Here is a 23642-nt window from a genome sequence, read left to right on the forward strand (position 1 = left end):
AGCAGGCAGTAAAAAAGACTGCCTGTCTGCTGTGAACTGACAGTGTGTTGTGAATACAGCCGCTGTCAGTTTTTTATTAACCTTATCCAAAATGCTCACTAGACAGCATCACTTTCCGGTGGCTGTATCGTCAGCGTTTTTTGTGCTGGCCCCGGTTCTAAGGGCAAAGACAATCCATGAACCCAATATTCATGACCGGCCAGAAACCACGGACTAGTGGGGTGCCCACTTTGGCCACCAGGCAAGGTCAATGTTCCTTTTGATGCATCACCCGGATAGGCAACAAGGCGACATGAAGCACCAAAATCAGGGCGGCAAACATGGGGCAGATTGTGATCGCCAGAAAGTTCATCATCAGGCGCGGCCAGAAACAACCTTAATGCGGGGATATTTTTGGCAAATGGGTGCATGATAGCGGCCTTATTTGCTTTCCCCCAAGTCGCTGCAAATAATTGACCTTCTTGAGCCACCAGCGCGGCTAACACGGTATCCAGTTGGCTAACAATAAAGTCATCCCAACCAGTAAACCCATGAGGCACCCATTTTGTATGCTGTGCTGAATGAATTAAGGCCATGACGGTTTCGTCCCACCGAGTATTGGCCGTCAAATAATTTGCCGATGGCCACTGTGCTTCTAACTGGTTATCTAACTTACCAAATAGATTTTTATAAATCATATCCCGCCACACAGAGAGGATACGATATCCGACAGAGGAGATATCTGCGCTCCCCTCCCATTGATATATTAAATCAAGAGCCTGACGACGGAGCGGCTGATTAATTAGAAAATTATCCGTTATTAATGGCACGAGAACTTTCCGCCAGGCAATAAATAGATTGGCGGTATTATCTAACTGTATTGCTCGCATATCATCAGCGTTTAGTTTGGTTTCTTCAATAAGACGCTGCTTAATTTCCCATGCTCGCACACCAATATCGGCACCGCCATCACCAATATTGTCATAGTCTGAACTGAAGCTTTGGCGGTTGTTGGCATTCCACAAAAGCCCTGATGAGGGATTAATAATTCGAGGGTGTTGTGCGGCGGGCAGAGCATCATTTTTCCATTGGTTATTTTCATCAACGGGAAATGTATTGACGTCACCTTTTATATTACGGTCAGGTAATGTTCCGACCAGTGCCCAGCCAATATTACCATTCTTATCAGCAACAAACATATTTAGCGCGGGCATACCAGAGTTTGTCGCGATATCAATGGCCTGAGAAGCCGTAAGGGCTTGGTTAATCGTTAGAAAGTGTAGATCAATAGCATTGGGTAATTGCATTGCCCATCGCATTGCCATATTACCTTGTGCGGTTGATATCACCGGGCCATAAGGGCTAACGTGGATATCAATTTTAATATCCTTACCTCGTTTAACTTTAATACATTCTGTTTTTACCGGCCAGTGTGACAAAGGTTCGGGCGTTTTTACCCAATCCAGCGTATCTGCATAGGAATGTGTAAAGCCCCAAGATATATGCTCATTGCAGCCAATGATAATGACCGGTACGCCCGGTAATGTCAGGCCAGATAATGCGAATGTTTCCTTTTTATCCTGTGACGAATAGTTTAGTGATGCGCGATACCAGGTATTCGGTAACATCAGCGACAGGTGCATATCATTTGCCAGTATTGCTTGCCCGTTTTTACTGTGTTTGGCATCAACCGCAAAACTATTACTCCCATAAAATGGGGCTTGGGAGGGTAGTGTTCGCACATTTTCATGGCCCTCTCCCCACCAATCTGGTGGTGTTTCTGCAATCGGGGGCGAGGGGGGGACTTGCCCAGAAAGAGGTGTATCCCAAGAGGAGCTATCAGGTAGTAGAAACGTTTTCTGGGCTAGATTGGTATGCGCATCAATCCACCCTCGGGCATAAACTCGGCCCATTTGTTTCTGTTGCAGTTCCAAAGACAACGCATAAAGGACTAATAAAGAATCTTCCTCTTTCCATTGGGTGGCTTCAGTCATTAAAACAACATATTCAAATGAAACTATTATTTTAGACTTTAATCCGTCATTAACACCTTGGGTATATTTCGCTAATATATTTTTCTCCTCTATTGGCAAGCCTGTTAGTGTGTTTATTGCCTGTGAACGTAATAACCAACGCCGATTTTGGATGTCGGTTTCAATGACTTCTTTTTCATCGCCTAATAGTTCGGCTAGTTCACCGGCTGCAAGGCGCCGTAACAAATCCATCTGGAAAAAACGTTCTTGCGCATGGATATAGCCCAGGCTGTAGCTGACATCCTCTATATTATCCCCAGTAATACTCGGGATGCCTAATTTATCCCATTCGATAGACACCGGTTTAGATAATATGGATGATGTGATGCTTCCTTCTGTTGTCGGCAAGCTGTGAAGGAAAACCTCATTCTCCTCAATTGAACACGAAGATGTTTTTAATTTAGCAAAAAAGTCATTATCAATAATTAATGAGTCAATAAGTTTATTTAGCATATTTAAAAGATAAATTCTGGGTGATTATTTTAAATAGTCATAAAAGTAAAATAATACCCTTTCATTATCGCCTCCATCCGTTATAGGCTTATTTTGGTCAATTCCATGGTCAGTATTCATAGCTATTATTGAATACTGGGTGAGTAAGTCTCATTGATAACTATCTTTACTGTGTAAAAATAAAGCAATTTATTGTGGCAGATTTTGTTCTATTGTCGTTAATCAAAAAGAAAATAAAATATATAAAAGGAGAAACAAGAATACTGATACGCGAGACGCAACACGGTGAGCAAGGCAGCTTGAGGGGGAAGGCGCTTACGCGCCAAGTCTGCTGGGAACTTATTGTACCGATGTGAGTATCGTGATTGAAGGAAACTGCAAATGATGCATAAATTCGCGTAAAATCAGCAAACGTGCGGCAAATTCATTATCTGCGGGTATCCCCTCAGAGGCTGCCGGCCTGCCCATCATAACCGCAGCCAGCCGGTCAAACATCCGCTCAACAGACTCCAGGGACATCACTATTTCCGCTTGCATGGGTAAACCCGCAACTTGTGCAATTTCGGCCATATAATGGTCGGTAGTAATCAATCGTGAGGTTTTATTCACAGCAGAACTGATTCTTATGACTTCATCTTCAACCACCATAATGGCGGTTTCCATCTCATCTGCCGTGGGGGGATTATGTTTGAAATAGTTCAACGCAACATGATTCGAGCCAACAGTAAGACGCTGTTCAGAGAAAATCATGTCAGAATCATCGGTGATCACCGTTGTCGATTCATGACCAATAGTTAGCCGCGTTATTAAACAATTGCCACCGATAGTGGCGCGAATGTGTTCATATTCCGTTTGAATGTTATTCATCACTAAACCGCCTTGTTCATTGCCATTACTCTTTCTTATCTTGCGGGGTACGCCGCATTTATTAAACAAAAATTCAAAAGACTAAATATTTTTTGATACGGATCAAGACACATTTCTGTTGTTTAGTGTTAATGTTAATAAATCTCATTATCAACCTCATGTGCGTCACTCATTATGCGAATTTGGCACAAATTTTTCCTGCTTTGCTGCTGTTGGTGGCTATCCAGTTCTATGGCGTGGGCGACACCAGATTATCAGCATTGGGTCAATGATATCCAATCCCGCCTTGATAAAACCTCTCAGTTGTACCAACAACAGAATAATGATGAGGCTCGCACCACGGTGCAAATGGCGTATTTTGAAGTGTTTGAGAATTTGGAAGGGCCGATTCGTATCAATATTTCGGCGCAGAAAAGTTATCAAATGGAAGCCGCTTTTGGTGAAATCCGGCGCATGATCGGTGAGGGGAAACCACAAGCTGAGGTTGATAATAAAATTAACTGGCTGAAAGGTGAATTAACCGCCGTGCTGCCAGTCCTGACTGATGGGCATAAACTTACTGCCGAACAGCAACATGCCGCATATGAAAATAGCGATATTGCGCTCTACTGGCAGCAGAGTTTTAAGATTATTGATGACTTATTGGCGCAGGCTATCAGTGAATACCAAGAGGGTAAATTTACTGCTGCCAGCCAAAGTGTGCAACAAGCGCACTATCAGGGGTTTAAAAACTCTGAAATGGAGATGTCGGTGCGCGGGAATCGCTCAGCGCAACAAGCAGCAGCAATTAATCAACAATTCACAGCTCTCATCGATTTAACCAGCAAACCGGACCAAATAACTGAAGTTGCTTACCGTGTCACTGGGCTACTTCAGACCATTGAAGATACATTGCCGGGTTTACCGACGACGCGCGAACAGCAACAAGTTAGCGCCGATCAGCCTGCTATAGGGCAATCTTCACCATCAAATGCTAACCCCGATGGGCAGGTGAATGCCGACTGGGCGGCTGTTTCGAGCAAAATAAATCAGGCGATTACCAATGCCATCAATCAATACCAGAATGGGCAAACCACGCCAGCAATGATGGCCATTCAGGATACTTATTTTGATTTATTTGAAGCCAGCGGCATGGAGAATAAAGTTGGCTCGCGCGATGCTGCATTTAAATCCACATTAGAAGGTCATTTCACCCGTTTAGTCAGTTTGATAAAAGCTGGCCAGCCAGTTGAACAGTTACAAACAGAAGCTGCCGCCTTGCAAAAAGATTTGGGCAGTGCGGTCGAAATGCTCGGAGGCGGGGATGAAACTGATTGGAGTCTGTTCATTTACAGCCTGCTTATTATTGTCCGCGAAGGGCTGGAAGCCTTGCTGATTGTGGCCGCTATCATCGCCTATCTGATCAAAAACAATCATCACGATAAATTGCCACTGATTCGCCAATCTGTCGTGGTGGCCTTAATTGCCAGTGTGTTAACTGCCTTTGTCTTCCAGTGGCTATTTGCCAATTCAGGGCAAAGCCGTGAATTACTGGAAGGTTTCACCATGATGATTGCCGTGGTGATGCTGTTCTCAATGAGTTATTGGTTGCTATCAAAGACGGAAGCACGCCAATGGAAAGCTTACCTGGAGGGGAAATTCTCCAAGTCACTCAGCAGTGGATCAATGATAGGGCTATGGCTGACCAGTTTCTTGGCGGTATATCGCGAAGGCGCTGAAACGGTCCTGTTCTATCTGGCTTTAATGGGTGATGCCAGTACAACCAGCGGCCATTTATCGATTTTGGCCGGTTTTGGGGTTGGCTGCGTTATCTTGCTGCTGGCTTATCTGGTGATGCGTTTTACTGTCGTCAAATTGCCGCTAAAACCTTTCTTTATGTTTACTGGCGGCTTTATGTATCTGATGGCATTTGTGTTCGCCGGTAAGAGTGTTCTTGAATTGATTGAAGGTAAATTATTTGAGCCAACACTGCTACCAGGCGTGCCAGAAATTAGTTGGTTGGGGATTTATCCCTATCTGGAGACCTTGATTCCGCAAGGAATACTGCTGATTGCCGCATTGGTTGCGCTGTGTGTCATGCAGCGGCGTGGTCGCGCTATTTCGGCAAGTAATATCGCAACATAGTGGCCCGGCATGATGCCGGTATGAATAACGAAATGTACTTATCATTTAATACCTGAGGGTGTGCTACATGACTATGAAGAAAACGATTATTGCCAGCAGCATCATGGCCAGCATTTTTGCAGCCCCTGCTGCCTTCGCCTTTAAAGAGTACCCAGCGGGTGAACCTATCAAAATTAATGATATGGAAATTGCTGCGGTTTACTTACAGCCGATTGATATGGAACCTCGCGGCATGGGCTTGCCAGCAGCGAAAGCCGATATCCATTTAGAAGCAGATATTCATGCTACTGAAGGTAATAAGAACGGTTTCGGCGCTGGTGAATGGATGCCGTACCTGACTATCGCATACACCTTAGTGAATACGGATACAGGCGCTAAACAAGAAGGCACCTTTATGCCAATGGTAGCCAGTGATGGCCCACACTATGGCGCTAACATCAAAATGATGGGCGTAGGCAATTACAAAGTTACCTATCATATTAGCGAGCCATCCAAAGCAGGTTTGCATCGCCATACCGATAGCGAAACCGGTGTCGGCCGCTGGTGGAAACCCTTTGACGTGAGCTACGACTTTAAATACACCGGTCTGAATTGATAACAACAACCGCGATGGCTGAAACAGTTATCGCGGTTTTTCTTCATATTGAACAGTTAGTTAAGGGTGTTATCAGTTTCCTGTAAAGTTGAGCAGTGATAACTGGCAGGTGTTGTGATTCCTCCAAGGTGTGCTAATGAGTTACTTTTTTGTTTCCGTATTACAAGCTTTTTTACCCGTGGCGTTGTTACTGGGGCTAAGTTGGGCGGTTAGGCCCGCGCCTGCAATAAATCGGGTCGTATGGATAACAATACTCATGGTGGTTTTGGGAATGTGGGCCGGTGCCCATTACCCTAAATCGCAACAATTGCAGTTAGCTCTGGCAGGGGGGCAACTCCTCGCATTGCTATTATTCTTATTAAGCCAATTTACTCCTCGCCGCTCATTAGGCTATTGCTGGCAAGCTTTGTTGGTATTGGGCGCCGCCTTTAATTGGGGAAATAACCCCAATCTGGGTGCCTTTACCAATACTCACGTGATCAATACCGATTTGCTGCTTAATCTGGCAGCCATTGTGGTGGCATTCACTTGGGTAATATTCTGTGCGGTATTATTGCTGATGATGATTAGGCAGTTGCCGCGTGGTCGCTGGCCATTGTTAATACTTTTAACACTCTTGCTGATTTTGCCACTCAGTGGCGATGCAATCCTGTTATTGATGAAGTTACAGGTGTTGCCGTTAACCAAATCACTACTCAGTTATGTTGCTTTAGTCACCAATGGGCATGCCTGGTTGAGCTACCTGTGTGCGCTATTGTTGGCGATAACAACTCTGTGTTATTTAATGCCGTTGCGCCGCGCCAGTAAAGTGGTGGCCGGAAACTCAGAACCCATTGCCCATCGCAAGGCACTGGCAGGTTATCGTAACGTACGCAGAATCTTTATTTTCGCCTTGTTAGCCTGGATTGTGGTTGCAGGTGCCCAATTTTACTGGGATAAAGTCGCCTCTCAACCACCTCAATTATCTGAAGCTTTGCCCGTCACACTCGCCGCCGATGGGCTAGTGCATATCCCCGTCGAGCAAGTGCGGGATGGTAAATTACACCGTTTTGTCTGGGTAGCTGATGATGGTAAAGCTGTTCGCTTCTTTATTATCAACCGCTATCCAGACCGTTTGCGCCTGAGTGTGGTTTTTGACGCCTGCTTGTTATGCGGTGATCAGGGCTATGTGATGGAGGGCAATCAGGTCATTTGTGTTGCTTGTGCGGTGCATATTTTCATTCCGTCTATTGGTAAAGCCGGAGGATGCAACCCGATCCCGCTGGAAGATTGGAAAAGTGATGATAAAGAGTTGGTTATTCCCAAAGCTTCTCTTGAGGCGGGCGTTAATTATTTCACGACTGTGATTACCTTAGATGTAATTGATCCGGTTGACAAAACTCACCTGACTAACCAAAAGGCCGAGTTCAAATACAGCTATGGGGATAAAACCTACTTCTTCTCGTCGGAGGCCAATTACAATCGTTTCCGCGCACATCCTGAGCAATTTGTCACCCCAGTTATCGGTGCTGAAGACAATGACTCGCAGGAGAACCCATAATTATGCTGTGGCGAATGCTCAAGCAGTCTTGGTTCAGAAATGTCCGGCGTAAATCACTGGCCGTATTTACGGTGTTTCTGGCCGCAGGGCTTATCTCTTCACTGTTGGCGGTTTCGATAGACATTGGCGATAAAATGTCCCGTGAACTGAAATCCTATGGCGCCAACATTCTGATTGAACCCGCCGGTCAAGTGGCATTGCCCTCACTGTTTGGTGAGAAAAGTAACCCGCTCACAGGGCAGGATTTTCTGGATCAGGCCGAATTACCCAATATTAAAGACATTTTTTGGCGTAATAACATTGTCGGTTTTGCCCCATTGCTGAGTGGGGAAACTGAGGTCAATGGTCAGGATATTTCGCTATTAGGCACTTATTTTAATCAGCCGGTTGATGTGCCTGATGAAGAGGACTATCACACCGGCCAGCAAATTATCAGCCCCTATTGGCAGGTTACTGGTGACTGGCCACAAGAGCCGGTTAAACCTGATGCCCAAGAGGTACAGGCTTTATTGGGTAAGCAGCTCGCACAGCAAACAGGTTGGAAAATTGGTGATGAGTTAAATCTCAACGGTGCTTCTGGCCCGCTGAAAGTGAAAATAAGTGGTGTGCTAAGCAGTGGGGGTGAAGAGGAGGGGCGGCTCGTGTTGCCGCTGGCCGCCGTGCAATCACTACTTGGATTGCCGGGGAAAGTTCAGGCTATCAGGGTCTCGGCCCTGACGGTGCCGGAGAATGAGTTATCGCGTAAAGCGCGCGAAAATCTTGAAGCCCTCAATGCCGAAGAATATGACTTATGGTATTGCACGGCCTATGTTTCTTCCATTGCACACCAATTAGAAGAGGCAATATCTGGCTCCGTGGTTCGGCCTATCTGGCAAGTCGCCGCGTCAGAGGGATTGGTGATTGAAAAAATACAGCTATTGTTGGTGGTGGTCACATTGGCAGCCCTGATTGCTGCCGCCATGGGGATAGCGTCACTGATGACCAGCACGATTATGGAGCGGGCTAAAGAAATTGGTTTGATGAAAGCCTTGGGCGCTCGGCAATGGCAAATTTTGATGCTGTTTTATCTTGAAGCAGCAATCAGCGGCTTGATTGGCGGTTTGGCAGGGTGTGTGGCCGGGTGGGGGTTGGCAAAAACCATCGGTCTGATGCTGTTTGGCGCCCCACTGAGTTTTGCCTGGATGGTGGTGCCTTGCGTATTGGTTATCTCCGTTTTGATTGCCGTGATTGGGACGTGGTTCCCCGCCCGGCGCATTGCTCGTCTTTATCCGGTGGAGGTGCTCTATGGCCGTTAATCCTCGGGTTACACAGCATAAAGGGCTGGATGGCATGTTCTGGCGCTTAGTGTTACGGGCGCTGCGTCTGCGCATGCAGCGGGTCAGTGTTGTATTCGCAGCATTGACCGTCGGCGCGGCGATTGTCACCGCAATGTCAGCAGTTTATTTCGATATTAATGCCAAAATGAGTCAGGAATTGCGCACGTTTGGTGCGAATTTCTACATCGGCCCAGGGCACGGCAACGCGTTTGAACAAGGGCAGTTTCAGCCTATTATTGATGCTGCGCCGAAAGGGCTTATCAATGCCTCCAGCCCCTATATTTATGGGATGGCACGCACTGAGCTGGAAAAAGTCGTGCTGATGGGCGTGTGGTTTGAATCTTTGCAGCAGTTAGTCCCTTATTGGCAAGTGACGGGTAACTGGATTGGTGTCAGTTTTGATGATCGTAATGCCATGATTGGCGTCAAACTGGCTGAGCGTTTGCACGTCAAAGTCGGCGATACCATCACGTTGGTCAATGGGAGTGAACGGCAGCGTTTACAAGTTAAAGGTATTGTAGAAGCCGGTGATGCCACCGATAACATGTTGATTATCAATCTGGAACTGGCGCAGAAATGGCTGAATCAACCGGGGCGTATCAGTAATGCATTGCTGAGTGTCAGCAATGATGTGGGCCAGGTCGAAACCTTTGCCAGCCATCTTCGCGAGCAATATCCGAGCCTTGAAATTAGGCCAATTCGTAAGGTTTCCGCCTCTGAAGGGCAGGTTCTCGATAAGATAAAAGGGCTGATGGGGCTGGTCTCAGTGGTTATCCTCATTCTGTCATCGCTGTGCGTCAACACCACGTTAATGGCAATAGTAGGTGAGCGTTCGAAAGAGTTCGCGTTACAAAAAGCGCTGGGTGCCAGTGGCGGCGATATTATTCGCCAGATGTTGACTGAAACATTGATAATCTCGCTGGCGGCGGCCATTTGTGGCGCGTTGCTAGGTTATGTGCTGGCGCAGGTATTGGGGCAAACCGTCTTCAACGCGGCAATTGCTTTGCGCGCACCGGTATTGCCGCTAACGTTGATATTGTCATTGTTAGTGGCCGCAGTGGCGGCAATTGTTCCCACTCGACGAGCTATTCATATTGAACCTGCTAAAGTCCTGAAAGGAGAGTAGCAAATGACATCGCCACACACATGGGTGCAACCTAAACACACCACGGATGCGGTTATTGAAACTCGGCATTTATACAAACGTTTTGGGCAGGTGACGGCGCTGGAAGACATCAATATCCGCATTAATCGTGGCGAATTCGTAGCGATTATGGGGGCATCGGGTTCAGGTAAAACCACGTTAATGAATATCTTAACTTGCCTCGATACCGTAAGTGAGGGGCAGGTATTGCTTGATGGCATTGATGCCGCGGGTCTTGATGAAGAAGGGCGCAGGAAATTTCGCGCAGATAAAATTGGGTTGGTTTTCCAGCAATTCCACCTTATTCCTTATCTGACTGCGCTGGAGAACATTATGTTGGCGCAGCATTATCACAGTGTGGTGGATGAAACTGCTGCTCGGCAAGTATTGGAACAGGTAGGGATGACGCCACGTATGGGCCATTTACCTAGCCAGCTTTCTGGCGGTGAGCAGCAGCGGGTATGTATCGCGCGCGCACTGGTCAATCAGCCGCCCATTATTTTTGCTGATGAACCTACCGGTAACCTTGATGAGGAGAATGAACAGCGGGTATTAGATTTGCTCAATCATATTCATCAACAAGGCAGAACCATTGTTATGGTCACTCACAATCCGGATTTAGGGTGTGTTGCTGATCGGATCATCCGGCTCCAGCACGGTAAATATCTTAAGGAGGAGAGTCGGCATCATGTGGCGTAATCAAATCAAAACAGTGAGTTTATGCGCTTTACTGTTGCTGCTGAGTGCTTGTAAGCAAGAAGAAGTGGCTGTGGGAGAGGCGGCACCTCCATTGGCCGCTTATGACCTGCAAGGTAAACCCGTGGCACTCGAACAATGGAAAGGCAAACAGGTTTACCTCAACTTTTGGTCAGCAAGCTGTGGTGGCTGTCTGGCTGAGATGGCCGCTTTGGATAAACTGAGCCAACAATATCAGCAGGATATCGTGGTGGTGGCGATTAATACTGATTCCGAACAGGTAGATATTGGCTCGGTATTGGCGCAGCGTAATATCAGTTATCCCGTTATTCGCGATCAACTGGGTATCACCCAGGAGCGCTATCAGGTCATTGGCACGCCAACCTCTTTTATGATTGACCGCAACGGCAAAGTCACTGAGTTACATCAGGGCGCACGTAACGAAAAAGATCTGGCCACATTGTTCCAACATTGGGCAACGGGAACAAGATGAAAATCTTACTGCTGGCTGCATGCATCCTGGTGTTTAGCGCCACCTCTCAGGCCGCGACTGACGGTGAACATATCTATAAACAAACCTGTTCAAGTTGTCATGGGCGTTTGGCGGATCGAAAAGGGCTGGATAAAGCGCCGCCATTAATATCGCTATCTCGTGATGAAATCGTCGATGGCCTGACTGCACGACGTGACGGCAAAATTGTCGGCAGGGGCAATAAGGCCAAAGCACATCTGACTGACGTTGATATACAAAAATTGGCAGACCATATAGAGAGCTTAAAAGGGGCTAAATCTAAAATTCCGTGATGTGAAATACTCACTATTTTAATGATTTCATTGATTAAATAAACTAAATCCCTACTGTATTCTTATCTGTTTGGACGACTTCATTTAATAGAAGTTATGCTGTACTATATGTTGCATATAAAATGCATCTTTAAATTATCTGAGGAATAACAGCATGGAAAATACATCAGCCTTGCTTTGCTATAAAGAATTACCGGTCTGGGACAGTGCTGGCGTACCCGCGATGTTTCGTGAAAAACACAATACTAAAGCCGGGACGTGGGCCAAGCTGACTCTCCTGAGTGGAGAGATGGACTTTTTAATCCTTGATGAAGCGGGTAACACCCTGGAAAGGCACTCATTTTCTTGTGAACATCAACCCCCGTTTATTGAGCCACAAGTCTGGCATCGTATTGCCGCCTGTTCAGATGATCTGCAATGCCAACTCAGTTTTTATTGCACGCCGGAAGATTTTTATCATAAGAAATACAATTTAACCCCGACACATTCCGAAGTGATTGAGGCGGTAAAAACAGTCAAACCTGGTAAAGCACTTGATTTAGGCTGTGGCTCCGGACGCAATTCATTGTATCTGAATTTATTAGGTTTTGATGTGGCCGCTGTGGATAAAAATGGTGAAAGTATCAGTCGGTTACAACAAATCATTGAGCAGGAAGAACGACAAAATATAGCGGCCAGCACTTATAATATCAATGAAGCCAGTCTGGATAATCGCTACGATTTTATTCTCTCGACAGTGGTATTGATGTTCCTACAACCAGAGAGAATCCCGCATATTATCAATAATATGCAAGAGTGTACCTTACCCGGTGGTTACAACCTGATTATCTCGGCCATGTCGACTGATGACTTCCCTTGTACTGTGCCTTTCTCTTTCACCTTAAAGTCGGGTGAGTTAAGTCATTACTATAAAGATTGGGACATCATTAAATACAACGAAGATGTCGGACAGCTACATAAGACCGATGAGCAAGGTAACCGGATAAAACTGCGCTTTGCGACCATGTTGGCGCGAAAAAACTAATTACGTGGTACGGAATTTATGCAGTACGAAATAGTAACTGCCTCGTGATATTTAGCGGGGCGGTAACTTGGGTTCATCGCGTAAACGACCGACGATATAATCAATAAATACGCGAAGTTTGGGGGGTAAATAGCGCGTTGGTGGGTAAAGTAACCATAAGCCGCCGCTATATGAGCTGATAAAACGCCACTCGGGTAATACCTGCACCACCAGCCCCTGTTGTAGGGCGGTTCTGGCCGTAAAATAGGGCAAACTGCCAATACCAAGATGCTGCAATACTGCATCCAGTCTGACGCCAGTGTGGTTCGCCGCATAACGGCCTTTGGCTGCGACTGTGACAGCTTTAGTCCCTTGGCGGAATTTCCAGCGCGCATCCCCCGGTGTTTCACCCAGATAAATACAACTATGTTTAGCTAAATCATGGGGATGCAGTGGCGATCCGTGAGCGGCAAGATATTCAGGTGTTGCACACAGTAAATGTTCAATGTCCATTAATTGCCGCCCGATCATTCCTGATGGTGGCTGGTCGGTGATTCGAATTGCCAAATCCACATTTTCATCAATCAAATCGACATAGCGGTCATCTAATATTAGCTGCACATCTATTTTGCTGTAGCGCCGCAAAAATTCGGGTATATGGGGGTGAACCACAAAACGGCCTACCGCTTTTGGCACACTGATGCGGATAAGCCCTTCCGGCTCCTGATTGTATTGACCACTGACCTCCATTACCGAGTTGGCGGCGCAGAGCATTGCGTTGCAGCGTTTAAAAACCTCCTCTCCACTTTCACTCAAGCGCAATTTACGGGTGGTTCGTTGCAATAAACGGGTTGCCAGCGCTTTCTCGAGCCGGCTGACACTGCGGCTAATTGCCGAAGGTGAAACCCCTAATTGGCGGGCGACAGCTGAAAAACTGCCGGTTTCGACTACTTTAACAAAAATGGCCATTTCACTTAGCAATGCTAGTGGAAAATTTGTGCTCACAGCGCAACAGTCCTTTGAGTATGTGACGGATTATCACGCCAGACTGACATCAATATAATAATAATGGAAATGATAAAAGGATAATGATGATGACAACCCGTCTATTTTTTGAAAACGATACACTGACTATGGATGTTGATGTGTTGAGCTGCACATCTGATGGCGAGGAGTTTGCCGTGATATTGCCGGCCACGATTTTCCACCCGCAAGGCGGTGGGCAACCTTCAGATACAGGTTATATTGGCGATAATAATGTATTGCGGGTTGTTCTACAGCAGGGGCAATTAATTCATTACCTGGCGCAGCCCATTGCTCCGGGAACCTATCGCGCTGTTGTGGACAGTGAACGCCGTCTGTTAAATACTCGCCTGCATTCAGCAGGGCATCTGATTGGCAATATTGGTGAAAGTTATGGTTGGCTTCCGGTGAAAGCGCACCACTGGCCAGGGGAAAGCAAAGTGTCATTTAAACGGTCACAAAACCCACAACTGATTGATATTGATGCTATTCAGGCGACTTTGGAGCAATTTATCCAGCAAGATTTACCGCGACATATTTCTGTACAGGGTGATTTCCGCGAAGTTAGTTTTGGCGAACTGCCGGCTTACGCTTGTGGCGGTACTCACGTGAGTTCTTCGGGCGCGTTGGGTAAGGTTACTGTGCAGTCAATTTCGGAGAAGAAAGGCATTCTGTCGGTGAGTTATAGGATTGATTAATCACTAATTATCAATGACAAAATCCATTTCTGTTATGACCAAAATGGAGTGGTATTTTAGCATTTAATGCTGTTGAGAATTATTAATTAACTTTATTGATAATCATTATCACTGAATGTAATAATATCATCTCTATGAGTCCCGTGGAGTATGGATTGTGTCGAATACAGCTGAGGTAATTTATCCTTCAACAACGGCGATTTCTGATGAAATTGCCAGTTTGTTTGCCCGTACGTTCGTGCACTTCTCCGAATCTTTTTATGTCAATGCAATTGAAATACCTGAAGAAAGTGTGTTATTGGAACAGTGGGCGGCAGAAAATAACTTACCCATATTGATGCAAAACTATGAAAAGCATTACTACGACGGTACCGAGCTTAATCCGCATCATAAAGCGCTGCACTCATTATGGGGGCAATGGTATTTCGGTCTGGTGATCCCACCGATGATCTTGATGTTACTGGCATTACCCAGAGTAATAGATATCCGCCCTGAAAGAGTTCGGGTTAAATTTCATACCACAGGGCGGCCCGAAATTATCTACTATCAGCATGGTTGGTTAGATGGCCGTAGTTGGCTAGATAACCATAATAGGCGAGATAAATCACCGTCATCTTTACTTGAGCGGCTCTATTTATTACTCGATCATCATATTATTCCTGTTATGGCGAAAATAGAGCGCCAGCCAAAAGCTAATATCCGGCTGATATGGAATAACGTAGGTTATTTGATGTTTTGGTATCTACGCGAATTTGCGAATAAGCTGGGGCCTATTGAGGGCTATGACACTATTATTGAAAACTTTTTTCTCACTTCAAGCTTGCCGGATGGGCGAGACAATCCCCTCTATCGCACTGTTATTCCAAGAAATGGTGATATGGAACGCCGCACTTGTTGCCAACGGAATAAACTGCCGGGTGTCGGCAGTTGTCATGATTGCCCGTTAGAATCTCGCTCATAACCGGTATATGATTCAGCTTACAGATAAAGTAAGCCTTGAAGGACATTCCGGTGAATAAAGAAAAAATTGCCCATTTAGATGCGGTCAGCCGTAAAGCCCGTGTAGTCATGGAGCGCGAAGGGCTTGACGCTCTGGTGGTTACCGTCTGTGATAATTTCTATTACCTGACTGGTTTCGCCAGTTTCTTTATGTATACCTTCCGGCACACGGGTGCAGCTATCGCCATTATGTTTCGTGATGAAAGCATTCCGTCTCATATCATCATGAATGAGTTTGAAGCCGCCAGCACCCACTTTGATATGCCCAACATGGTGCTGAAAACCTTCCCGGTATGGGTTGATGTTGATGACCCGCGGAACCCACTTAATCATCAGAGAAAGCGCGAACGACCTATTGGCCCACCAGTAGAAGCTGTTTTTGGTTTAGTGAAAGAGGCCCTTGCGAGTGCTGGCGTGTTGGATAAAACCATTGCAATTGAATTACAGGCTATGTCTAACGGCGGTAAAAATGTGTTAGATAAAGTCGCTCCGGGGCTAAAGTGGGTTGATTCAACGCCGCTGTTCAATGAAATCCGAATGGTTAAAAGCCCGTGGGAGATTAAATACCTGCGTAAAAGTGCTGAAATTACTGAGTTCGGTATCGCCAGTGCCGCTAAACATATCCGTGTGGGTTGTACGGCAGCAGAATTGACCGCTGCATTTAAAGCTGCTGTCATGACCTTCCCCGAGACCAATTTCTCTCGCTTTAATCTTATTTCTGTCGGCGATAATTTCTCACCTAAAATGTTTGCTGATGAGACCCCAGCAAAGCTCGGGGATTTAATTAAGTTTGATTGCGGGGTAGATGTGGCGGGTTATGGTGCGGATCTTGCCAGAACATTTGTGCTGGGGGAGCCGGATGAGCTTACGCAGCAGATATACAACACAATAAGAGCCGGGCACGAACATATGCTATCAATGGTGGCACCGGGCGTTAAGTTAAAAGATGTATTTGACACCACCATGGCTGTTATTAAAACCTCCGGTTTGCCCCATTATAACCGCGGTCATCTTGGCCATGGCGATGGTGTATTTTTGGGGCTGGAAGAAGCACCTTTTGTCAGCCCACTGGCAACGGAAACATTTCTCCCTGGGATGGTGCTAAGTCTCGAAACACCTTATTACGGCATCGGTATTGGCTCGATTATGCTGGAAGATATGATCCTCATTACCAATAACGGTTTTGAATTTTTAAGCAAATCAAATCGCGATTTGTGTCGTTGTAATTAATTTTTGCACCGCGCCTCATTTTATCTGAATTAAACTCATTTCTAAAACAGACCCTTTTATCTTTTAACTGGGTCTATTCTCAATCCTGATTACAGCATGGTTTAAAATATATAAAACAAGAAAATTCTCATACGAAATATAGAGTTAAAGTTTATTTTTATTTAATCATCCGATAATGGGGACTGTTAACTTCATTAGGGAGTAACGCTATTCTATTTATTATTATAACATAGGTTATAATTTCTCTTGCTTATGACTTTATCACTCTATGGGTATGTAAATATAATTAATTTTGTATTAAATCAATAAGATAAATACAAATCCTCGCCAAAAATGGTCTGGAGATCACTTTTTGTCATCTTTTTTGCAGAACACTATGTCGCAGGATTCCCTTAGTAAAAATATTTAGTCTTTAAATTTTGCCTTTTTACAGGATATTTATCTAAGAATAATCCTAAATCAATCAGAATTAACGCCCGCACTACATTTTCGTCTCTATTAATCGCTGGAATAACAATGTTCTATAATAATTCGACAATAGTATTTCCTTTCAACTATCCTATGTAACATGTTGTAATACATTCTAAGGACTTCATTTCATCATAATTCCATAATGAAAAATGGATGTTCATGAAGTAGCTTTTCTTGAAAATCAAACAAGTTGCTGGCTTAAGGGTTATATAATGTATAACGCATTTACGACACTGCTGCGCCCGTTGCACCGGCACAGAATGACTTTATTAGCGCTATTAATTTCCGGTCTTTCTGTTAATCCCGTATTGGCAGATACACAGTATGATTCATTAATCATCAAAGCCAGAGCTGGGGATACCGCACCGGTCCTTGATTATTTACAGAAAGAATCTAAAGCAGGGCCACTTAATAGTGGTCAAGTTGACGACTGGCTGCAAATTGCGGGATGGGCTGGGCGTAACCAGGAAGTCATTGATGTTTACGAAAGATATCATTCTTCAATAAATCTCTCCTCACGTGGCCTGGCTTCTGCGGCGCGTGCTTATCGTAATGAAAAACGTTGGGATCAAGCTCTGGCACTGTGGCAAAGCAGCTTAAAGAAAGACCCCACTAACCCCGACCTTATCACTGGCATGATCATGACACAGGCGGATTCTGGTCGTGGTGGCGCGGCTTTACAACAGGCAAAAGAGTTAGCTGACCGCAACCCCTCGGCGCAAAACTATATGACTCTGGCTTATCTGAACCGAGCCACCGATCGCAATTATGATGCATTACAGGCCTCCAGTGAGGCGGTGCGATTAGCGCCAGAATCTGAGGAAGTATTAAAAAGTCACCTCGAGATTTTGCAAAGAAACCGTATTGCCGACCCAGCATTACAGCTTGCTAAAGAGAACCCAAAACTGGTTACGGCCGAGCAGTATCGACAGCTTGAAAGAGATGCGGCGGCTGAACAAGTTCGTATGGCCGTGCTACCGACCCGCAGTGAAACAGAACGTTTTTATATCGCGGATCAGGCTTTGGCAGATTATCAGGATTTATTAGCCCGTTGGAGCAAAGAGCCTGAGGCGCAGGACGATTATCAGCGGGCGCGAATTGATAGGCTCGGTGCATTATTGGTTCGCCGCCATACCGAAGAACTGATTAAAGAATATGAAAGCATGGAAGCTGAGGGCTACAAAATGCCTGATTATGCCCGCCGTTGGGCAGCTTCTGCTTATATTGATCGCCGGATGCCGGAAAAAGCCGCGCCGATTCTCACCAGTTTGTATTACGCCGACGGTAAAACATTCCGCAACAGTGATGACCTGCTGGATGCTGATGATCTCTATTACGCTTTGAATGAAAGTGAGCAGTTGGATAAGGCTCATCAATTTGCCAAGAACTACAGCGAACAAACTCCTTATCAGGTAGGGGTGTATGGTCTGCCGGGCAAAGAACCCAATGATGATTGGATGGAAGGTCAAACCTTGCTGGTTCAATCGCTGGTGGCCCTTAATGACCTGCCAGCAGCCCAGAAAAAACTGGAGACCCTCTCCAGCACGGCTCCTGCTAACCAAAATTTACGCATTGCTTTAGCCAGCGTTTATCTGGCCAGAGATTTGCCGCGTAAATCGGAACAAGAGTTGAAGGCAGTCGAGTCGCTGGCACCACGCAGCCTGATTCTGGAACGGGCGCAAGCTGAAACGGCGATGGATCTGCAAGAGTGGCATCAGATGGAATTATTGACTGACGATGTGATTGCGCGCTCTCCGGAAGATGTGCCGTCGCAAGAATTAGACCGCCAACGCAAAGTTCATAATATGTATGAACTGCGGGTGACCGGTAACCGCGTCATCTCCTCTGGAAGCCCCATCACGGGTGACAAAGATTACGGCCTTGAGGCGATTTTATATAGCCCACCTATTGCCGAAAACTGGCGCGTGTTTGGCGGCGGCAGCTTTGATAATGCTCAATTTGAAGAAGGTAAGGGTATCAATCGTGCGACCCGATTAGGGGGCGAGTGGACTTCCCGTGACCACTGGGCTGAAGCTGAAGTGAATAATCAGAATTATGGTTTTGGCAATAAAACCGGATTCCGTTTATCAACCTGGTATGAGTTTAATGACCATTGGCGCGTGGGGGGGCAGTTCGAAAGATTGGCGAAAGATACGCCGCTGCGGGCGATGAAAAACAATATCACCGCCAACAGTGCCTCTGCATTTGTGTTGTGGAAAAACGATGAACGCCGTGATGTTGAATTTAATATCACCCCGTCTGATTTCTCTGACGGTAACAATCGGTGGGAATACGAATTGAATGGGCGTCAGCGTATCTGGAGCGGCCCTTACCTGACGGCCGATTTCAATTTAGGGTTGGCAGCTAGCACCAATACCAAAGAAGACGTGATTTATTACAATCCAAAACGTGATTTCACTTATGTACCCGCGGTGACCTTAAATCACATTATGTACCGCCATTATAAAACTATCTGGAGCCAGCAAGTGCAACTGGGTGTCGGTGGTTACTGGGAGAAAAACTACGGCAATGGCCTGGTTACCACGGCAAGTTATGGCCAGCGTGTGCAATGGAATGACGTTGTCGATACCGGATTGGCCCTAACCTACGATAAGCGCCCTTATGATGGGGTCCGTGAGCATGACCTCTCACTCGCTTTCGATTTGAATTACCGTTTCTAAGGGAAATCGCTATGGCGAAGATACAATTTTTTATTCGGATATTGGTTGTTGGATTAGTGACGTTGCTGGCGTCGGTCTGTTATGCAGAAAAACCCGTATTTGTCCCACCGGCCGAGCGCGCATTGCCGCTGAGTGAAAGACCGTGGCAGAAGAATACGTTTGTGGTCATTGCTTACCATGATGTTGAAGATGATTCGGCAGATCAGCGCTATTTATCGGTAAGAAGCAGTGCACTAAGTGAACAACTCGCTTGGCTAAAAGACAATCGCTACCACGTCGTCTCTGTTGACCAAATTCTGGCGGCCAGGAATGGGGGAACCCCGTTACCAAACAAAGCCGTATTACTGACTTTTGATGATGGTTATAGCAGTTTTTACAATCGGGTTTACCCGCTATTAGAGGCGAATAAATTGCCTGCGATATTGGCCCCTGTGGGGACATGGATTGATACCCCGGCCAATAAAAAGGTAGATTTTGGTGGTTTAAGCACGGATAGGGACCGTTTCCTGACCTGGAAGCAGATCAGTGAAATGGCCAAGTCCAATCTGATTGAAATCGGTGCGCATACCTATGCCTCGCATTATGGCGTGATAGCGAACCCGCAAGGGAATACCGAACCTGCTGCCGCTAACCTGATATATGACCCGAAGACGAAAAAGTATGAAACTGAAGCTGCATTTAAGCAGCGGATGGAAAAAGACATTTCATTGATAACTGAGCGAATTATTAAAGCAACCGGCAAACAGCCGCGGGTCTGGGTCTGGCCGTACGGCGCACCAAACGGCACTGTTTTGAATATCTTGCGCCAGCACGGTTACCAAATGGCGATGACTCTGGAACCGGGTATTGGCAACGTCAATGACTTGATGAATATCCCACGTATTTTGATCAGTAATAATCCGTCATTGAAAGATTTTGCTCAGTTAGTCACCTCGGTTCAGGAAAAGGACATCATGCGGGTAGCGCATGTTGATTTGGATTATCTCTATGATCCTGACCCAGTACAGGAAAGAGAAAACCTTGATAAATTAGTCCAGAGGATCTCTGATTTACGTGTGACCACGGTATTTTTACAAGCATTTTCCGACCCGAAAGGGGATGGCAATATTCGGCAGGTCTACTTCCCTAACCGCTGGATACCGATGCGTCAGGACTTGTTTAACCGCGTAGCATGGCAGTTAGCTTCACGTCCGGATGTTGATGTCTATGCCTGGATGCCCGTACTGGCCTTTGATATGGACCCATCTTTACCGCGGATTAAACGTATTGATCCAAAAACCGGTAAAACCAGCATCGATCCTGACCAATATCGCCGCTTATCTCCATTCAATCCAGAAGTCCGGCAGCGCATTATCGATATTTATCGCGATTTAGCCTATAGCGCACCTATCGACGGCATTCTTTATCACGACGATGCAGTCATGTCTGATTTTGAAGATGCGTCGCCGGATGCGATCACTGCCTACCAAAAAGCGGGCTTCCCCGGCTCGATTGCTGAGATACGCAAAGACCCAGAAATGATGGCGCGCTGGACTCGTTATAAAAGTCGATATTTGGTTGATTTTACCAATGAGTTGACCCGTCAGGTACGTGATATTCGCGGCCCGCAAGTCAAATCAGCCCGCAATATATTCGCGATGCCGATTTTAGAACCGGAAAGCGAAGCATGGTTTGCACAGAATCTTGATGATTTCCTGGCGAACTATGATTGGGTTGCCCCGATGGCCATGCCGTTAATGGAGAAAGTGCCGTTATCAGAATCTAATGAGTGGTTATCTCAGCTGGTCAATAAAGTTGCTCAGCGGCCGGGGGCACTCAATAAAACCGTATTTGAACTGCAATCAAAGGACTGGACCAAACCTGAGGGCAACAATGCCATCAGCGGCCCGATACTGGCGGGATGGATGCGCCAGTTGCAGTTAAATGGCGCGCAAAATTTTGGTTACTATCCGGATAACTTTATCACTGGCGAACCACCGCTAAAAGATGTCCGCCCTGTGCTATCTTCTGCCTGGTACCCTTTATATGATCGATAGAATTATTGCATTACTCATCCTATGCCTGGTGCTGAGTATCCCTGCGGGCATGATCTTGCTCTTTACTGGCGACGTGCTGTTGAATTTTGTCTTCTTCTATCCACTCTTTATGTCCGGTATTTGGATAACGGGGGGGGTCTATTTCTGGTTCCGTCGAGAAAGACATTGGGCGTGGGGCGATGATGTCCCCCCTCCAGAGCTGAAAGGCAACCCACTGGTATCTATTCTCATTCCTTGTTTTAACGAAGGGGAGAATGCACGGGAAACCATTCACGCGGCATTAGCACAGAGTTATACCAACATTGAAGTCATTGCTATAAATGATGGTTCCAGCGATGACACGGCACAAGTGCTGGATGCCATGTTGGTCGAAGACCCTCGTCTGCGCGTCATTCACCTGGCCCATAATCAGGGCAAAGCTATTGCCTTAAGGATGGGAACGGCAGCCGCACGCAGTGAGTATCTGGTGTGTATAGATGGCGACGCCTTGCTGGATAAGCATGCGGTGCCTTATCTGGTTGCACCGATGATTGCCAACCCACGGACTGGCGCGGTGACGGGGAACCCGCGTATCCGCACGCGCTCAACTTTGATTGGCCGTGTTCAAGTGGGGGAATTCTCTTCTATCATTGGGTTGATTAAGCGGACTCAACGCGTTTATGGGCAAGTTTTCACTGTTTCCGGTGTGGTAGCGGCTTTTCGCCGTAGAGCATTGGCAGATGTGGGCTACTGGAGCCCAGATATGATAACCGAAGACATTGATATCAGTTGGAAACTCCAGATAAGGCATTGGTCAGTGTTCTTTGAACCCCGTGGTTTGTGCTGGATTTTAATGCCAGAAACCTTAGGTGGCTTGTGGAAACAACGGCTGCGCTGGGCACAGGGTGGGGCGGAGGTTTTCCTGAAGAATATGTTCAAGTTGTGGCGCTGGCGTAATCGCCGGATGTGGATCTTGTTCTTGGAATATTCACTGTCAATCACTTGGGCCTTTACTTACCTGTTCAGCATCATCCTGTTCCTGCTGGGGATGGTGATAACATTGCCGCCGGGAATCCATGTGCAAACGATCTTCCCGCCCGCGTTTACCGGGATGGTATTGGCGCTGACTTGTCTATTGCAGTTTGCTATCAGTTTGGTGATTGAACGGCGCTATGAACCTAAATTGGGCAGTTCACTGTTTTGGATCATCTGGTATCCGATGGTTTACTGGATGCTGAGCTTGTTCACCACCGTGGTTTCGTTCCCAAAAGTCATGCTGAATACCAAACGTAAACGTGCGCGCTGGATAAGCCCAGACCGCGGCATCGGGAGGGTTAAACCATGAGCACACTTCTGATTCATACTGAACAGCGGCTCATCCCGCGCTTGATTGACATTATTATTACGGCATTAGCTTGGTTTGGTTTTATCTTCCTGTTTGTGAAGGGCTTTCTGGATATGGTCCATGAAGCGCCAAATATGGGGCCGGTTCCGTTCAGAATGTATATTCTGGCCGGTTTGACGACATTAGCCTTATATGCAGCCATTGCAGCATTTAATGCCATAGTGCTAATTGTTTGGGCCAAATATAACCAAGTGCGTTTTCAAGTTGAGCGCCGTGGGCATCGGGCTCATTTGGATGATGAAGAACTGGCGAATAGCATGGAAATGTCGAGTGAGGTTATTGCGCAATTAAAAGCGGGCTCTTGTCTCACATTGTATAACGATGAACACGGGCAACTGTTGGAAGTCAAAGAAGGGTTACAACTTCCCGAAGTTGCACCGGTGGTTAATTTACGCCGAGGCTAAGGGCTATTTTTCTCTGAATACCTGATTGCTAACTTATATCGGGTATTCAGAATTTATTTTATGTTATTCCCCCAAGTTGGCTCCATAAAACTCCGCTTTCATTTACCCCTTTGTCTTATATATTGCTATGATTTACCAGACATTATGGCGGTGATAACCTTT

General features: G+C 46.2%; 19 protein-coding genes. 16 read left to right on the forward strand and 3 right to left on the reverse strand.

Annotated features, from left to right (window positions below):
• Positions 1 to 98: 98 nt before the first annotated feature.
• Both OP863_RS08700 and OP863_RS08705 read right to left on the reverse strand, forming a co-directional pair.
• The gene (locus OP863_RS08700) at positions 99 to 2465 is read right to left on the reverse strand and encodes a penicillin acylase family protein (protein WP_265526127.1); all 2367 of its coding nucleotides are present in this window, start codon (positions 2463 to 2465) and stop codon (positions 99 to 101) included.
• Between the two features lie 339 nt (positions 2466 to 2804).
• A complete protein-coding gene (locus OP863_RS08705) occupies positions 2805 to 3332 on the reverse strand; it encodes a hypothetical protein (RefSeq protein WP_265526128.1) in 528 nt (175 codons plus the stop codon).
• A gap of 174 nt (positions 3333 to 3506) precedes the next feature.
• Here OP863_RS08705 and OP863_RS08710 point away from each other — a divergent pair, with 174 nt between their 5' ends.
• The 9 genes from OP863_RS08710 to tehB all read left to right on the forward strand — a co-directional run bounded on the left by OP863_RS08710 (position 3507) and on the right by tehB (position 12575).
• On the forward strand, positions 3507 to 5456 hold the full coding sequence (locus tag OP863_RS08710; protein ID WP_265526129.1) for an FTR1 family iron permease: 1950 nt from the start codon (positions 3507 to 3509) through the stop codon (positions 5454 to 5456).
• A 67-nt stretch (positions 5457 to 5523) separates the two neighbouring features.
• Positions 5524 to 6051, forward strand: coding sequence for an iron transporter (locus OP863_RS08715; RefSeq protein WP_038633586.1), 528 nt, complete (start codon positions 5524 to 5526; stop codon positions 6049 to 6051).
• Between the two features lie 136 nt (positions 6052 to 6187).
• Entirely contained in the window at positions 6188 to 7591 is a 1404-nt protein-coding gene (locus OP863_RS08720; RefSeq protein WP_145587723.1) for a Fe-S-containing protein, read from the forward strand.
• 2 nt (positions 7592 to 7593) lie between these two features.
• A complete protein-coding gene (locus OP863_RS08725; RefSeq protein WP_038633580.1) occupies positions 7594 to 8886 on the forward strand; it encodes an ABC transporter permease in 1293 nt (430 codons plus the stop codon).
• A gap of 34 nt (positions 8887 to 8920) precedes the next feature.
• The gene (locus tag OP863_RS08730; protein ID WP_186368251.1) at positions 8921 to 10033 is read left to right on the forward strand and encodes an ABC transporter permease; all 1113 of its coding nucleotides are present in this window, start codon (positions 8921 to 8923) and stop codon (positions 10031 to 10033) included.
• 3 nt (positions 10034 to 10036) lie between these two features.
• Positions 10037 to 10750 carry an ABC transporter ATP-binding protein gene (locus OP863_RS08735; protein ID WP_042562363.1) on the forward strand — a complete coding sequence of 238 codons (714 nt, stop codon included), beginning with the start codon at positions 10037 to 10039 and terminating at the stop codon, positions 10748 to 10750.
• Positions 10740 to 11240, forward strand: coding sequence for a TlpA family protein disulfide reductase (locus OP863_RS08740; protein ID WP_265526130.1), 501 nt, complete (start codon positions 10740 to 10742; stop codon positions 11238 to 11240). Before OP863_RS08735 ends, OP863_RS08740 begins: the two co-directional genes overlap by 11 nt.
• The gene (locus tag OP863_RS08745) at positions 11237 to 11551 is read left to right on the forward strand and encodes a c-type cytochrome (RefSeq protein WP_038633571.1); all 315 of its coding nucleotides are present in this window, start codon (positions 11237 to 11239) and stop codon (positions 11549 to 11551) included. Before OP863_RS08740 ends, OP863_RS08745 begins: the two co-directional genes overlap by 4 nt.
• 154 nt (positions 11552 to 11705) lie before the next feature.
• The gene (tehB, locus tag OP863_RS08750) at positions 11706 to 12575 is read left to right on the forward strand and encodes an SAM-dependent methyltransferase TehB (protein WP_038633568.1); all 870 of its coding nucleotides are present in this window, start codon (positions 11706 to 11708) and stop codon (positions 12573 to 12575) included.
• 51 nt (positions 12576 to 12626) lie between these two features.
• Here the strand turns inward: tehB and OP863_RS08755 are convergent, their stop codons facing one another.
• Positions 12627 to 13559 carry a LysR family transcriptional regulator gene (locus OP863_RS08755; RefSeq protein ID WP_265526131.1) on the reverse strand — a complete coding sequence of 311 codons (933 nt, stop codon included), beginning with the start codon at positions 13557 to 13559 and terminating at the stop codon, positions 12627 to 12629.
• Between the two features lie 89 nt (positions 13560 to 13648).
• Here OP863_RS08755 and OP863_RS08760 point away from each other — a divergent pair, with 89 nt between their 5' ends.
• The 7 genes from OP863_RS08760 (at position 13649) to pgaD (ending at position 23480) form a co-directional block, all read left to right on the forward strand.
• Positions 13649 to 14275 (forward strand): alanyl-tRNA editing protein, encoded by a 627-nt coding sequence (locus tag OP863_RS08760; protein ID WP_145589644.1) that lies wholly within the window; start codon positions 13649 to 13651, stop codon positions 14273 to 14275.
• 157 nt (positions 14276 to 14432) lie between these two features.
• Positions 14433 to 15236: a siderophore-iron reductase FhuF gene (gene fhuF, locus OP863_RS08765; RefSeq protein WP_265526132.1), complete on the forward strand. Its 804-nt coding sequence runs from the start codon at positions 14433 to 14435 to the stop codon at positions 15234 to 15236.
• 50 nt (positions 15237 to 15286) lie between these two features.
• Positions 15287 to 16504: a M24 family metallopeptidase gene (locus tag OP863_RS08770; protein WP_265526134.1), complete on the forward strand. Its 1218-nt coding sequence runs from the start codon at positions 15287 to 15289 to the stop codon at positions 16502 to 16504.
• Positions 16505 to 17187: 683 nt separating this feature from the next.
• Entirely contained in the window at positions 17188 to 19656 is a 2469-nt protein-coding gene (pgaA, locus tag OP863_RS08775) for a poly-beta-1,6 N-acetyl-D-glucosamine export porin PgaA (protein ID WP_265526135.1), read from the forward strand.
• A gap of 11 nt (positions 19657 to 19667) precedes the next feature.
• On the forward strand, positions 19668 to 21692 hold the full coding sequence (gene pgaB / locus OP863_RS08780) for a poly-beta-1,6-N-acetyl-D-glucosamine N-deacetylase PgaB (RefSeq protein WP_038633552.1): 2025 nt from the start codon (positions 19668 to 19670) through the stop codon (positions 21690 to 21692).
• Positions 21682 to 23016, forward strand: a complete 1335-nt coding sequence (pgaC, locus tag OP863_RS08785) for a poly-beta-1,6-N-acetyl-D-glucosamine synthase (protein ID WP_038633549.1) — start codon at positions 21682 to 21684, stop codon at positions 23014 to 23016. The genes pgaB and pgaC overlap by 11 nt, the downstream gene beginning before the upstream one ends.
• A complete protein-coding gene (gene pgaD / locus OP863_RS08790; RefSeq protein WP_145589541.1) occupies positions 23013 to 23480 on the forward strand; it encodes a poly-beta-1,6-N-acetyl-D-glucosamine biosynthesis protein PgaD in 468 nt (155 codons plus the stop codon). Before pgaC ends, pgaD begins: the two co-directional genes overlap by 4 nt.
• The last annotated feature ends 162 nt before the right edge of the window (positions 23481 to 23642 follow it).

It is taken from the genome of Yersinia sp. SCPM-O-B-9106 (C-191) (assembly GCF_026183365.1).
Taxonomy (GTDB): Bacteria; Pseudomonadota; Gammaproteobacteria; order Enterobacterales; family Enterobacteriaceae; genus Yersinia; species Yersinia rochesterensis.